The sequence below is a fragment of the Streptomyces lichenis genome (assembly GCF_023218175.1).
GTDB lineage: Bacteria > Actinomycetota > Actinomycetes > Streptomycetales > Streptomycetaceae > Streptomyces > Streptomyces lichenis.
This window is the reverse complement of the sequence record NZ_JALPTH010000013.1, coordinates 46729-59768: the sequence shown is the minus strand read 5'-3', so window position 1 is coordinate 59768 and position 13040 is coordinate 46729. Positions and strand designations below refer to the sequence as shown.

The 13040-nt window shown below is 73.8% G+C and carries 11 protein-coding genes; 2 read left to right on the top strand and 9 right to left on the bottom strand.

The genetic code is table 11. The features are described from left to right. Positions 1-98: 98 nt before the first annotated feature. Positions 99-635 (top strand): HAD domain-containing protein, encoded by a 537-nt coding sequence (locus tag M1O15_RS15035; protein WP_248634330.1) that lies wholly within the window; start codon positions 99-101, stop codon positions 633-635. 15 nt (positions 636-650) lie between these two features. Here the strand turns inward: M1O15_RS15035 and M1O15_RS15030 are convergent, their stop codons facing one another. Beyond that, positions 651-809 carry a hypothetical protein gene (locus tag M1O15_RS15030; RefSeq protein WP_248634329.1) on the bottom strand — a complete coding sequence of 53 codons (159 nt, stop codon included), beginning with the start codon at positions 807-809 and terminating at the stop codon, positions 651-653. 107 nt (positions 810-916) lie between these two features. Then, a complete protein-coding gene (gene gcl / locus M1O15_RS15025) occupies positions 917-2701 on the bottom strand; it encodes a glyoxylate carboligase (RefSeq protein ID WP_248634328.1) in 1785 nt (594 codons plus the stop codon). Between the two features lie 347 nt (positions 2702-3048). Between gcl and M1O15_RS15020 the strand changes: the two genes are divergently transcribed. After that, positions 3049-3816 (top strand): hypothetical protein, encoded by a 768-nt coding sequence (locus M1O15_RS15020; protein WP_248634327.1) that lies wholly within the window; start codon positions 3049-3051, stop codon positions 3814-3816. A gap of 21 nt (positions 3817-3837) precedes the next feature. Here the strand turns inward: M1O15_RS15020 and M1O15_RS15015 are convergent, their stop codons facing one another. From M1O15_RS15015 to M1O15_RS14985, 7 genes are all read right to left on the bottom strand, one after another. After that, the gene (locus M1O15_RS15015) at positions 3838-5562 is read right to left on the bottom strand and encodes an AMP-binding protein (RefSeq protein WP_248634326.1); all 1725 of its coding nucleotides are present in this window, start codon (positions 5560-5562) and stop codon (positions 3838-3840) included. 83 nt (positions 5563-5645) lie between these two features. Continuing rightward, positions 5646-6764: a winged helix DNA-binding domain-containing protein gene (locus M1O15_RS15010; RefSeq protein ID WP_248634325.1), complete on the bottom strand. Its 1119-nt coding sequence runs from the start codon at positions 6762-6764 to the stop codon at positions 5646-5648. Positions 6765-6828: 64 nt separating this feature from the next. Then, positions 6829-7434, bottom strand: coding sequence for a flavodoxin family protein (locus M1O15_RS15005; RefSeq protein WP_248634324.1), 606 nt, complete (start codon positions 7432-7434; stop codon positions 6829-6831). A 97-nt stretch (positions 7435-7531) separates the two neighbouring features. Beyond that, positions 7532-9274, bottom strand: a complete 1743-nt coding sequence (ctaD, locus tag M1O15_RS15000; protein ID WP_248634323.1) for an aa3-type cytochrome oxidase subunit I — start codon at positions 9272-9274, stop codon at positions 7532-7534. A 90-nt stretch (positions 9275-9364) separates the two neighbouring features. Then, a complete protein-coding gene (locus M1O15_RS14995) occupies positions 9365-11497 on the bottom strand; it encodes a xanthine dehydrogenase family protein molybdopterin-binding subunit (protein ID WP_248634322.1) in 2133 nt (710 codons plus the stop codon). Between the two features lie 32 nt (positions 11498-11529). Continuing rightward, positions 11530-12534 carry an FAD binding domain-containing protein gene (locus M1O15_RS14990; RefSeq protein WP_248634321.1) on the bottom strand — a complete coding sequence of 335 codons (1005 nt, stop codon included), beginning with the start codon at positions 12532-12534 and terminating at the stop codon, positions 11530-11532. Further along, positions 12531-13028: a 2Fe-2S iron-sulfur cluster-binding protein gene (locus M1O15_RS14985; RefSeq protein WP_248634450.1), complete on the bottom strand. Its 498-nt coding sequence runs from the start codon at positions 13026-13028 to the stop codon at positions 12531-12533. Before M1O15_RS14985 ends, M1O15_RS14990 begins: the two co-directional genes overlap by 4 nt. Positions 13029-13040: the final 12 nt, after the last annotated feature.

The following is a 13040-nucleotide window of genomic DNA, read 5'->3' as shown; positions in this document are numbered from 1 at the left end:
CCGCGCCGACGCCCGTCGGCCCGGGCCTCGACCCCCGGCGCCCGCCGGGCCCCCCACCCCGCCGCCCACCAGGCTCCGGCCCCGCTACAGTGCCCGCGATGCCCCTTCCCGCCCCGCCCCCGCTGCTGTTCCTCGATGTCGACGGCCCGCTCATCCCCTTCGGGTCCCCGACGCCGTATCCGGTCCACCCCCTGCCGCCCGGGCTGCCGGGCGCCACGGTGAACCCGCTGCTGGCCAGGGTGGACCCCGGTCATGGGGCCCGGCTGGCCGCGCTGCCCTGCGAACCGGTCTGGGCCACCACCTGGCTGGACGAGGCGAACGAGTGCCTCGCCCCGCTGCTGGGTCTGGAGCCGCTGCCCGTGGTGGTCTGGCCGGAGCCGTCGGAGGCCGAGGAGCGCGACGTCCGGGCCGGGCTGCCCGGGAAGACCCGGCCCCTCACCGCCTGGGCGGCCGGGCGCCCCTTCGCCTGGGTGGACGACGAGCTCACCGACCGGGACGGGGAGTGGGTGGCCGCCCACCACCCGGGGCCCGCCCTGCTGCACCGCGTCGATCCCCGCACCGGTCTGACCGGCCGCGACTTCGCGGCGCTCGGCGCCTGGCTGCGCCACCACGGCCCGGAGCGGACCGTCGGCTGAGCAGCCCCGGCTCCCTCACTCCGCGTGCGGGTCGATGATCTTGTCCAGCGCCCTTCTGACCGCTGTGTACGCCGCTCCGGCGCCCTGCGGCGCTCGCTCTTCCTCTTCGCGTGCCCAGTCCCGGGCGACCCTGATGCGGCGGAGCAGTTCGTCCGCGTCCACGACTTCAGCCATGGTGTACGGCTACCCGGTCCGGCGGGGAACGGAACGCGGCCCCCGCCCCGGGGCGTGGAGTCTCCGGGGTGGGGGCCGCGTGGCCGGGGATCGCCTGGGCGGGTGCGTCAGACGAGGTTGCGGATCGCCGTGGGGGCGTGGCCCGGCTCGGTGGCCAGCTCCTCGAACTCGGTGACGTCGCTGACGTCGACCGTCCTGCTCATGGAGATGTTGGTGATCCGCTCCAGGATGGCCTCGACCACGACCGGGACCCGGTACTGCGCGGCGAGCTTCTTGGCCTCCTCGAAGGCGGCGCCCAGCTCGGCCGGGTCGGTGACCCGGATGGCCTTGCAGCCCAGGCCCTCGGCGACCTTGACGTGGTCCACGCCGTAGACGCCGATCTCCGGGGTGTTGATGTTCTCGAACTCCAGGTTGACCTGGAAGTTGATGTCCAGGCCGATCTGGGCCTGGCGGATCAGGCCGAGGTAGGCGTTGTTCACCAGCACGTGGACGTAGGGGACCTTGTGCTGGGCGGCGACCGCCAGCTCCTCGATCATGAACTGGAAGTCGTAGTCACCGGAGAGCGCCACGATCGGGGTGTCCGGGTCCGCGGTGGCGGCGCCGATGGCGGCCGGGATGGTCCAGCCGAGCGGGCCGGCCTGGCCGCAGTTGATCCAGTGGCGCGGCTTGAAGACGTGCAGCATCTGCGCGCCGGCGATCTGGGAGAGGCCGATGGTGGTGACATAGCGGGTCTCCGGCCCGAACGCCCTGTTCATCTCCTCGTACACCCGCTGCGGCTTCATCGGGATGTCGTCGAAGTGGGTACGGCGCAGCAGGGTGCCCTTGCGCTCCTGGCCGGAGGCGGCCCAGGCGGCGAAGTCCGGCAGCCGGCCCTCGGCCTTCACCTCGCGCGCGACCTCGATCAGCAGCTCCAGCGCGGCCTTGGCGTCGGAGGCGATGCCGTAGTCCGGGGCGAAGATCTTGCCGATCTGGGTGGGCTCGATGTCGATGTGGACGAACTTCCGGCCCTTGGTGTACGCGTCCAGGTTGTAGCCGGTGTGGCGGTTGGCCCAGCGGTTGCCGATGCCGAGGACGAAGTCGGACTCCAGGAAGGTGGCGTTGCCGTAGCGGTGCGCGGTCTGCACACCGACCATGCCGGCGCTCAGCTCGTGGTCGTCCGGGATGGTGCCCCAGCCCATCAGGGTGGAGATGACCGGGACGCCGGTGAGCTCGGCGAACTCGACCAGCAGCTCGGAGGCGTCGGCGTTGATGACGCCGCCGCCGGCGACGATCAGCGGGCGCTCGGACGCCAGCAGGAAGCCCAGCGCCTTCTCGATCTGGGCGCGGGTGGCGTGCGGCTTGTAGACCGGCAGCGGCTGGTAGGTCTCCGGGTCGAACTCGATCTCGGTCTGCTGGACGTCGATCGGCAGGTCGATGAGGACCGGGCCGGGGCGGCCGGAGCGCATCAGGTGGAAGGCCTGCTGGAAGACGCCGGGGACCTGCGCGGCCTCCAGGACGGTGGTCGCCGCCTTGGTGACCGGCTTGGCGATCGAGGCGATGTCGACCGCCTGGAAGTCCTCCTTGTGGAGCTTGGCGACCGGGGCCTGGCCGGTGATGCACAGGATCGGGATGGAGTCCGCGATCGCCGAGTACAGCCCGGTGATCATGTCGGTGCCGGCCGGGCCCGAGGTGCCGATGCAGACGCCGATGTTGCCGGCCTTGGCGCGGGTGTAGCCCTCGGCCATGTGCGAGGCACCCTCCACATGGCGCGCGAGCGTGTGGTCGATGCCACCGCCCTCCTTGAGCGCCCGGTAGAAGGGGTTGATCGCCGCTCCGGGCACACCGAACGCGGTGGTGACGCCCTCGCGCTTGAGGATCTCAACGGCCGCACGGGCGGCGGTCATACGAGGCATGGGGTGCTCCTGCTGGGGCCGGGCGGATTCGGGCTCTGTCGCGCCACCTGAGAGCTGCGATTCCGTAATGCGGAAGTTTGTTTCTGTTATGTGGAAGCACAGTAATCCGGCTCGCTTCGCGCCGTCAAGGGAGCCCGAGGCGGCCGGGCTGGTACCGGCAGGCCCGCGCCGCACCGCCCGGAACCGGACATGGCCGAACCGCTCCCCAAGGAGCCCTCCGTGGTGGACCATGGACCCGTGGTGGCCGGGACGCGGGGTGGCGGGCCCGGGGCCGGGGACGAGAGGGGCGTCGTGGCGGGGAACGGGCCGAGCGGCCGTACGGGGCGGGGACCGGCCGAGGGGCCGTCGTGACCGAGAACGTGCCGGTGCGCTGCCCGGCCTGCCGCCGGACGCACGGCTACACCCCGCCGTCGTACCCCTGCCCCTGCGGGACGCCCGTGGTGCCGCCGGTGCTGCGGGGCGCCCCGGCCGAGCCGATCACCCACCGCACCTGGACCGACGCCTGGATCACCGCGCGCTGCGCGGCCTGCGGACGCCAGGACCAGTGGCCGCAGCCGGAGCTGGGCTGCCCGTGCGGGACCGTGCTGCGGCTGCCGGTACGGCCGGTGGCCAGCCCCGCGCCGCAGCGCGAGACCCAGGGGGGCGGCTCGGGCCCCACCTCCTCGGCGACCGGCCTGTCCACCGCTCCCGCGCACATCCCGCTGCCGCGCACCGCGGCCCCGCCGCGCCCGGCCTTCCGGCCGGTGACCATCCGCACCGCCCGGGACGCGGTCTCCACCGCCGCCCGCTATCTGCGCTGGCTGGGCTTCCGGGACGTGGTCCAGCCCGAGGAGCGCCCCGCCGGGCCCGTCACCGGGGTGGACCTGCGCGGCCACGGGCTGGTGGCGCGGGTGGATCCGACGACCCGGCCCACCTCGCTGCGGGCCGTGGAGTGCCTCTGGCTCACCGGACTGGCGACCGAGGCCCGCGGCGTCGCCTTCTCGCTGGCCGGATACGCGCCGGAGGCCCGGGCCCGCGCGGAGGGAATCGGACTGCCGCTGTTCGTGATGGACCTGACCGGCATCCCGCAGCCGCTGGGCGGCGCCGCCGACGAACTCCTCGCCGGCGGCGCGTAGGAGGTACGGGAGCGGGGCCGCTCAGCCGGACAGCTCCCGCTCGTCGTACTCCACCCCGGACCCCACCGAGCCCGCGGCCGTGCGCTCGCGCAGCTCCACCCGGCGGATCTTGCCGGAGACGGTCTTGGGCAGCTCGGCGAACTCGATGCGGCGCAGCCGCTTGTACGGGGCGAGGACCGCCCGCGAGTGCGCGAACAGCGCCCTGGCCGTCTCCGGGCCCGGCTCCCAGCCCTCGGCGAGCACCACATACGCCTTGGGCACCGCCAGCCGCACCGGGTCGGGTGCCGGGACGACCGCGGCCTCCGCCACCGCCTCGTGCTCCAGCAGCGCGCTCTCCAGCTCGAAGGGACTGATCTTGTAGTCGCTGCTCTTGAAGACGTCGTCGTCCCGGCCCGTGTAGAACAGGTATCCGTCCTCGTCCCGGGCCGCGATGTCGCCGGTGCGGTAGTAGCCGCCGGCCATCGCCTCGGCGGTGCGTTCCGGGTCGCCGTGGTAGCCGGTCATCAGGCCCACCGGCGCGGCCGCGAGGTCCAGCGCGATCTCCCCTTCCTCCGCGCCGGGCTCGCCGGTCACCGGGTCGAGCAGTTCCACCCGGTAGCCGGGGCTGGGGCGGCCCATGGAGCCGGGCTTGAGTCGCTGGCCGGGGGTGTTGGCCACCTGGACCGCGGTCTCGGTCTGGCCGAAGCCGTCCCGGATGGTGACGCCCCAGGCCCGCCGCACCGCCTCGATGACCTCCGGGTTCAGCGGCTCGCCCGCGGCCAGCGCCTCCCTCGGCGGGGTGCGCAGGGCGGACAGGTCGGCCTGGATGAGCATCCGCCAGACGGTCGGCGGGGCGCACAGGCTGGTGACCCCGTGCCGGTCCATCTCGGCCATCAGCCGGGCCGCGTCGAAGCGGGTGTAGTGGAAGAGGAAGACGGTCGCCTCGGCGTTCCACGGGGCGAAGAGGTTGGACCAGGCGTGCTTGGCCCAGCCGGGCGAGGAGATGTTCAGATGGACGTCGCCCGGCTTCAGCCCGATCCAGTACATGGTGGCCAGATGGCCCACCGGATACGAGACATGGGTGTGCTCGACCAGCTTGGGGCGGGCGGTGGTGCCGGAGGTGAAGTACAGCATCAGCGGATCGCCGGCCAGGGTCTCCCCGTCCGGCGCGAAGGCGGCGGGGGCGCCGGCCGCCTCCTCGTACGCCAGCCACCCCGGCACCGGCCCGCCGTCCGGTCCGCGCCCGACCGCGATCCGGGTGTACCCGCCGGGGACCTGGTCGAACTTGGCGGTGTCCTCGGCGCGGACCACCACATGCCGGGCCCGGCCGCGCTCCACCCGGTCGGTCAGGTCGGCCGGGCCGAGCAGCGGGGTGGCCGGGATGACCACGGCCCGCAGCTTCATCGCGGCGAGCGCCGTCTCCCACAGCTCCACCTGGTTGCCGAGCATCACCAGGACCCGGTCCCCGGCCCGTACCCCCTGCCCGCGCAGCCAGTTGGCCACCCGGTCGGAGCGCTCGCGCAGCGCGGCGAAGCTCAGCCGGGTCTCCCGGCCGTCCTCCTCCACCAGGTGCAGCGCGGTCCGCTCGGTGCCCTCGGCGAGGTCGCGCTCGGCGATCGTGTCGAACCAGTCCAGCGCCCAGTTGAACCGCTCCGGCCGGGGCCAGCGGAAGCCCTCGTACGCCGCGGGGTAGTCCTCCCGGTGCTTCAGCAGGAAGTCCCGGGCCTCCCGGAACGCCGCGGCCCGGTCGCCGTCGTGCTGCGCCATACGCCCTCCTGGTGGTGACCCGCCGGCGGGCGGGAGCCCATCGTCCAACCCCCGCCGGGCCCGGGGCCACCCCGGCGCCCGCCTCAGTCGATCACGGTGCCGAACCGCACGTCCCGGTCCTCCGCCCCGCTCAGCACCCCCGCCGTCCGCCCGGCCTCCTCGACCAGGGCGGTCCGCTCGTCCCGGCTCAGCCTGCCGAACGGCTCCAGCACCACCACCGCCCGCCCGGCGCCCTCCTCCAGCCGCCACACCCCGGCGACCAGCCCGTCCACCAGGAAGACCGGGAACGCCTGGTTCCCCTTCCAGGTGCGGTCCTTGGCGGCGGGCGGCACCAGCCGGCGGCGGTCGGCGTGCGACAGCAGCAGGTTGTCGAACTCGGGCAGCAGCCGCGGCGGAGCCTCCTCGGCTCCGCCCGGGCGCGGGGCGTCCGGCAGGTCGAACAGCTCGGTGCCGCGCTCGTCCCGGAAGACCGCCAGTTCGGGGCGGAGCCGTTCGAACGCCGGGCGCAGCCGGGTCAGTCCGGCCCACAGCTGCATGTCCTTCACCGACGCCGGCCCGAAGGCGGCGAGGTAGCGCTTCACGGTGGCCTCCAGCCCGGCCGGCTCGGCGGCCTCCCGGCCCAGCCACTTCTCGGCCGTGGTCAGCGCGACCTGCCCGCTTCTTCCCCACAGCCCGCGCGGGGTGACCTGCACCAGCGGCAGCAGACAGCGGGCGGCGACCGAGAGGGCGGGCGGGTCGGCGTCCGGCCAGAGCGGCGCCAGCTCCTCGCGCAGCTCCTTCGGTGTACGGGGGCGCTCCTCCACCAGCTCGCGGGCGAGACCGGCCAGCCGCTCCAAGTCGACCCCGGTCAGCCGCCGGCGGAAGATGGACAGCTCCCGTTCCCGGGCGGGCTGCACCAGCGCGCGCAGGGCGAGGACGTCCTCGGCGGTGTGGGTGTGCAGGGTGGAGCGCAGGGTGACGGTACGGGCCACCGCCCGCCGCTCCATCAGCCCGGACAGCTCCTCGGGCCGGAACCCCTCCAGCCGGGCCGCCAGCGCGAGGTAAGGCGGCCGGGTGTTCTGCGCCTGGAGGCCGACCAGCCGGTCCACCGCCTCCTCGGCACCCGTCGGGGCGCGCCGCAGCAGCAGCTGGCGGGCGAGGGTGGCCCTGTTCAGCGCGCGGTCGTCGAGCAGGGGCGCGGCGGGCGTCGTCCGGGTGGTCATGCTCCGCACCGTACGCCGCCTCGCGGACAGCAACTGTCCGCAAGGCGGGCCCGGGTGATGCGGCTCAGCTCGGCGGGGCGTCCAGTGGGGCGGCCTGGAGCGCCTTGGCGACGCCGTACAGGTTGGCGGCCATCGCCCGGCCGGTCCGGTGCGACCAGTCCCGCCCCTTCTCCTCGTCCAGGTAGTCGGGGCCCGGGCCGGGGCCGAGGTGCCAGTAGGTCCAGGACTGGCCGGGGATGGTGTAGCCGATGTCCACCAGCGCGCCGTTGATCTCGCTGATGACGTGGTGGGCGCCGTCCTCGTTGCCGGTGACCACGACCCCGGCGACCCGGTTGTAGGCCACCGGCCGCTCCTGGTCGTCGGTCTCGGACAGCATGGCGTCCATCCGCTCCAGCACCCGCTGGGCGACCGAGGAGGGGCGGCCCAGCCAGGTCGGCGAGGCGACGATCAGGATCTGGGCCTCCAGCAGCCGGGCGTGCACCTCGGGCCAGTCGTCGCCCTCCCCGGCGTCCGTCACCACGCCCGGCTTGAGGTTCAGGTCCACCGCCCGGACGTGCCGCACCTCCACCCCGTAGGAGACGAGCTGCTCGGCCACCACCTCGGCGAGGGCGTGGGTGTTGGAGGGTTCGGGCGACGCCTTGAGCGTGCAGTTGATCACGAGTGCCTTCATGGGGTGACCCGTACCCGCGCGGCCTCCGGCGGGTCGGCGCCCCTGCGCCGTACGGCCCAGCCGTGTCCCCCGCCCGGCCCCGTACCGTGCCCCGTCGTCACTCCGTCAGGTCGCGCGGCTCGCGGGGCGCGTGGCCGGGCTCGATCACGTCCCGGCGGCCCGTGGTGTGCCCCGGCTCCAACCGGGCGATCTCCGGATGGTGCAGGTCGAAGGCGGGCGACTCGGAACGGATCCGGGGCAGGGCGAGGAAGTTGTGCCGCGGCGGCGGGCAGGAGGTCGCCCACTCCAGCGACCGGCCGTACCCCCAGGGGTCTTCCACGGCGATCCGCCGCCCGTACTTGGCCGTCCGCCAGACGTTGTAGAGGAACGGCAGCGTGGACGCGCCCAGCAGGAAGGCGCCGATGGAGGACAGGGTGTTCAGCGCGGTGAAGCCGTCCACGGCCAGATAGTCCGCGTACCGGCGGGGCATGCCCTCGGCGCCCAGCCAGTGCTGCACCAGGAAGGTCAGATGGAAGCCGGTGAACAGGGTCCAGAAGTGGATGCGGCCCAGCCGCTCGTCCAGCATCTTCCCGGTCATCTTGGGCCACCAGAAGTGGAAGCCGGCGAAGGTCGCGAAGACCACGGTGCCGAACACCACATAGTGGAAGTGGGCCACCACGAAGTACGAGTCGGTGACATGGAAGTCCATCGGCGGCGAGGCCAGGATCACCCCGGTCAGCCCGCCGAACAGGAAGGTCACCAGGAAGCCCAGCGCCCAGAGCATCGGCGCCTCGAAGGAGAGGGAGGCCTTCCACATGGTGCCGATCCAGTTGAAGAACTTCACCCCGGTCGGCACCGCGATCAAAAAGCTCATGAACGAGAAGAACGGCAGCAGCACCGCCCCGGTGGCGAACATGTGGTGCGCCCAGACCACCACCGACAGCCCGGTGATGGCGATGGTGGCCGCGACCAGCCCGATGTAGCCGAACAGCGGCTTGCGGCAGAACACCGGCAGCACCTCGGTCACGATGCCGAAGAACGGCAGCGCGATGATGTACACCTCCGGGTGGCCGAAGAACCAGAACAGGTGCTGCCACAGCAGCGCCCCGCCGTTGGCCGCCTCGAAGATCTGCGCCCCGAACCGGCGGTCCGCCTCCAGCGCCAGCAGTGCGGCGGCCAGCACCGGGAAGGCCAGCAGCACCAGCACCGAGGTGAGCAGGGTGTTCCAGCAGAAGATCGGCATCCGGAACATCGTCATCCCGGGGGCGCGCATGCAGATGATGGTGGTGATGAAGTTGACCGCGCCGAGGATGGTGCCGAAGCCGGAGAGCGCGAGCCCCATGATCCACAGGTCGCCGCCGGTGCTGGGGGTGCGCTCGGTGCTGTTGAGCGGGGCGTACGCGGTCCAGCCGAAGTCCGCCGTCCCGTCGGGCGTCAGCAGCGAGCCCAGCACGATCAGCCCGCCGAAGGCGAACAGCCAGTAGGCGAACATGTTCAGCCGGGGGAAGGCCACGTCCGGGGCGCCGATCTGCAACGGCATCACCGCGTTGGCGAACCCGGCGAAGGTCGGGGTGGCGAACAGCAGCAGCATCACGGTGCCGTGCAGGGTGAACGCCTGGTTGTACTGCTCAGTGGAGACGATCTGCAGCCCGGGCCGGGCCAGCTCGGCGCGCATCACCAGCGCCAGCACCCCGGCGACCAGGAAGAAGACGAAGGAGGTGATCAGATACAGCTGGCCGATCTTCTTGTGGTCGGTCGTCGTCAGCCAGTCCACCACCGCCCTGCCCCGTCGCCGGCCCGCCTCGTTGGTGACCGGGGGCTTCGCTGCCGCCGCCCGCCCCTGCTCGCTCACTCGCTCCATCCTCCGGAACCTAGGGTTTCCCCCGGTCCGGGCACGGGTTCCCCGGCGGCCGGTCCGCGTACGTCACCCGAACGCCGACCGGCGGGCGGCTCAGCGCAGGGCGGCGAGCACCTTGTCCGGGGTGAGCGGCAGCTCGCGCAGCCGTACCCCGATGGCGTGGTGGACGGCGTTGCCGATGGCGGCCGGGGTGCCGACGATGCCGATCTCGCCGATGCCCTTGGAGCCCATCGGGTTGAGGTGGGTGTCGACCTCGTCCACCCAGTGGGCGTCGATCTCGGGTACGTCGGCGTTGACCGGGACGTGGTACGAGGCGAGGTCCCGCTCCGCGAAGCCGCCGTGTGCCGCGTCCGAGGTGGAGTGCTCGGTGAGCGCCATGCCCAGGCCCATGGTCATCCCGCCGATGAACTGCGAGCGTGCGGTACGGGCGTTGAGGATCCGCCCGGCCGCGTACACCCCGAGCATCCGGCGCACCCGCACCTCGCCGCTGACCGTGTCCACCCGCACCTCCGCGAAGGAGGCGCCGAAGGCGTGCCGGGCGAACGGCGGCGTGGCCTCCGCCGCCTCGGTGGTGTCGCTCTCCGCGGTCAGCCCCTCCCCCGGCAGGGGGCCGTGGTGGTCCGCCAGCCGCCGGGTCAGCGCGGTGCAGGCCTCGTGCACCGCCCAGCCCCAGGAGGCGGTGCCGGCGGAGCCGCCGGCCAGCGGGCCGTACGGCAGCCGGGTGGAGCCGATCTCGATCGCCACCGAGTCCAGCGGCACCCCGAGCGCGTCCGCGGCGATCTGCGCGAGCACGGTACGGGCTCCGGTGCCGATGTCGGTGGCGTCGATCCGCACCAGGAAGGTGCCGTCGGGGCGGGCGGTGGCGCTCGCCGAGGCCGGGTCGCACATCACCGGATAGGTGGCCGCGGCCACCCCGGTCCCGGTCAGCACATCGCCCTCCCTCCGCACCCCCGGCCGCGGGTCGCGCTGGTGCCAGCCGAAGCGGCGGGCGCCCTCGCGCAGGCACTCGGCCAGATGGCGGCTGCTGAACGGCAGCCCGCTGTCCGGCTCGGTGGCCGGCTCGTTGCGCAGCCGCAGCTCGATCGGGTCCATGCCCAGCTCGGTGGCGAGCTCGTCCATGGCCGACTCCAGCGCGTACATGCTGGGCGCCTCGCCCGGCGCGCGCATCCACGACGGGCTGGGCACGTCCAGCCGGACGGCCCGATGGGTGGTGAGGCTGTGCGGTACGGCGTACATCACCCGCGCCGCCACCGCCCCGTGCTCGACGAACTCCTTGATCCTGGACGTCTGCGCGGTCATCTCGTGCTCGACCGAGGTGAGGGTGCCGTCGCGCTCGGCGCCCAGCCGCAGCCGGTGCAGGGTGGGCGAGCGGTAGCCCACCACATGCGCCATCTGCCCCCGGGGCAGCGCCAGCTTGACGGGGCGTCCGGTGTGCCGGGCGGCCATCGCGGCCAGCACCACATGCGGGCGGGGCGTGCCCTTGGAACCGAAGCCGCCGCCGACGTGCTCGGAGACCACGGTGATCCGCCCCGGCTCCAGCCCGAACAGCCCGGCGAGCGCGGTCCGCACCGGGTGGGCGCCCTGGCTGGAGTCGTACACCGTCAGATGGTCGCCGTCCCAGCGCGCGTAGGAGGCGTGCGGCTCCATGGGGTGGTTGTGCAGCGGCGGGATGGTGTACGAGGTCTCCACCCGTACCGGGGCCGCGGCGAACGCCTCCCGGGCGTCGCCCCGCTCCCGGCGCCCCGGATGCCCGTTGGCGGTCTCGGGGACATAGGCGTCCGGGTGGTCCTCCCGCAGCACCGCGTCATGCGGCCGGACCTCGTACGACACCGTCACCGCGGCGGCCGCCGCGCGGGCGTTCTCCAGGGTGTCCGCCACCGCCAGGGCGACGAACCAGCCTCGGTGCGGGACCTCGTGGTCCTGGAGCACCCTCAGGATCGGGTCGTCGCTCTCCCCGACGCGCGGGGCGTTGTCCGGGGTGAGCACGGCGAGCGTCCCGGGCAGCGCGAGGGCCGCGGAGGCGTCCACCGCGGTGACCCGGCCTGCCGCCACGGTCGCCGGCACCGGCCAGGCGTAGGCGCAGTCCGGGGCGGTGTGCGGCTGCTCGGTGGCGTACCGGGCCGTACCGGTGACCTTGTCGCGGCCCTCCAGCCGCTCGGTCGCCGCCCCCAGGGCGGGCTTTCGCCCTACGGCCCCGGCGGCGGTGGACGTGGCGGTGGGACGCATGGCGACTCTCCTGGGGTCCTTGGTCTGCCGGGTCAGAGGCGTTGGGGGCTGCGGGCCGGGGCGAGCCCGCTGAGCGTGTGCACGGCCAGGTTGCGGGCCAGCGGCACCTTGAAACCGTTGTCCCGCAGCGGCTCGGCCAGCGCCAGTTCGGCGTCCACCGCGCGGGCGACGGCCTCCTCGGTGAGCCGCTGCCCCAGCAGCGCGGTCTCGGCGAGCCGGGCCCGCCAGGGGCGGTGCGCCAGCCCGCCGAACGCCAGCCCCACGGCCCGTACCGTGCCGTCCTCGTCGGTGTCCAGCACGGCCGCGACCGAGGCCAGCGCGAAGGCGTAACTGGCGCGGTCGCGCGCCTTGCGGTACGCGGAGGGCCGGCCCGCCGCCGTGCCCGGCACGGTGACCGCGGTGATCAGCTCCCCCGGCCGGATCACGGTGTCCCGCTCGGGGTGCTCCCCCGGCAGCCGGTGGAACTCCGCCACCGGCACCGTGCGCGCCCCCTCCGGCCCGTACAGCTCCACCACGGCGTCCAGCGCGGCCAGCGCCACCGCCATGTCGGACGGGTGCGTCGCGACGCACCGCTCCGAGTGCCCGAGCACCGCGTGGTCCCGGTGCACGCCGTCCCTCGCCGCGCAGCCGCTGCCCGGCTCGCGCTTGTTGCAGGCGGCGGAGGTGTCCTGGAAGTAGCCGCACCGGGTGCGCTGGAGCAGGTTGCCGCCGGTGGTCGCCATGTTCCGCAGCTGGCCCGAGGCGCCCGCCAGCAGCGCCTGCGACAGCACCGGGAAGCGGTCGTGCACCAGCGGGTGCGCGGCCAGGTCGCTGTTGCGCACCGTGGCCCCCGCCCGCACCCCGCCGTCCGGCAGCTCCTCCACCGCGTCCAGCGGCAGCCGGCTCACGTCCACCAGCACGGCCGGGGTCTCCACCCCGTGCTTCATCAGGTCCATCAGATTGGTGCCGCCCGCGAGGTACCGCGCCCCGGGCGTCGCCGCGAACGCCTCGACGGCCGCCTCCACCGTCGCCGGGCGCTGGTATCCGAAGGGCTTCACCTGGTCACGTCCTCGATGGCGGCGACGATGTTCGGATACGCGCCGCAGCGGCAGAGGTTGCCGCTCATCCGCTCCCGGATCTCGGCGCGGCTCAGCTCCACGGGGCCCTGGCCCGAGGCCCGCCCCGGGTCGGTGACATGCGAGGGGTGGCCGGCGGCGGCCTCCGCGAACACCCCGACGGCCGAGCAGAGCTGGCCGGGGGTGCAGTAGCCGCACTGGAAGGCGTCCCGGTCCAGGAACGCCTGCTGCACCGGATGCAGCTCGTCCCCTGCCGCCAGCCCCTCCACCGTCGTGACCTCGGCGCCGTCCTGCGCCACGGCGGGCAGCAGGCAGCTGTTGGCCCGCCGCCCGTCCACCAGCACGGTGCACGCCCCGCACTGCCCGTGGTCGCAGCCCTTCTTCGCCCCGGTCAGCCCCAGGTGCTCCCGCAGCAGGTCCAGCACCGTGGTCCGGTTGTCCAGCTCCCGCCGGTACTCCACCCCGTTGACCGTCATCGTCACCCACGA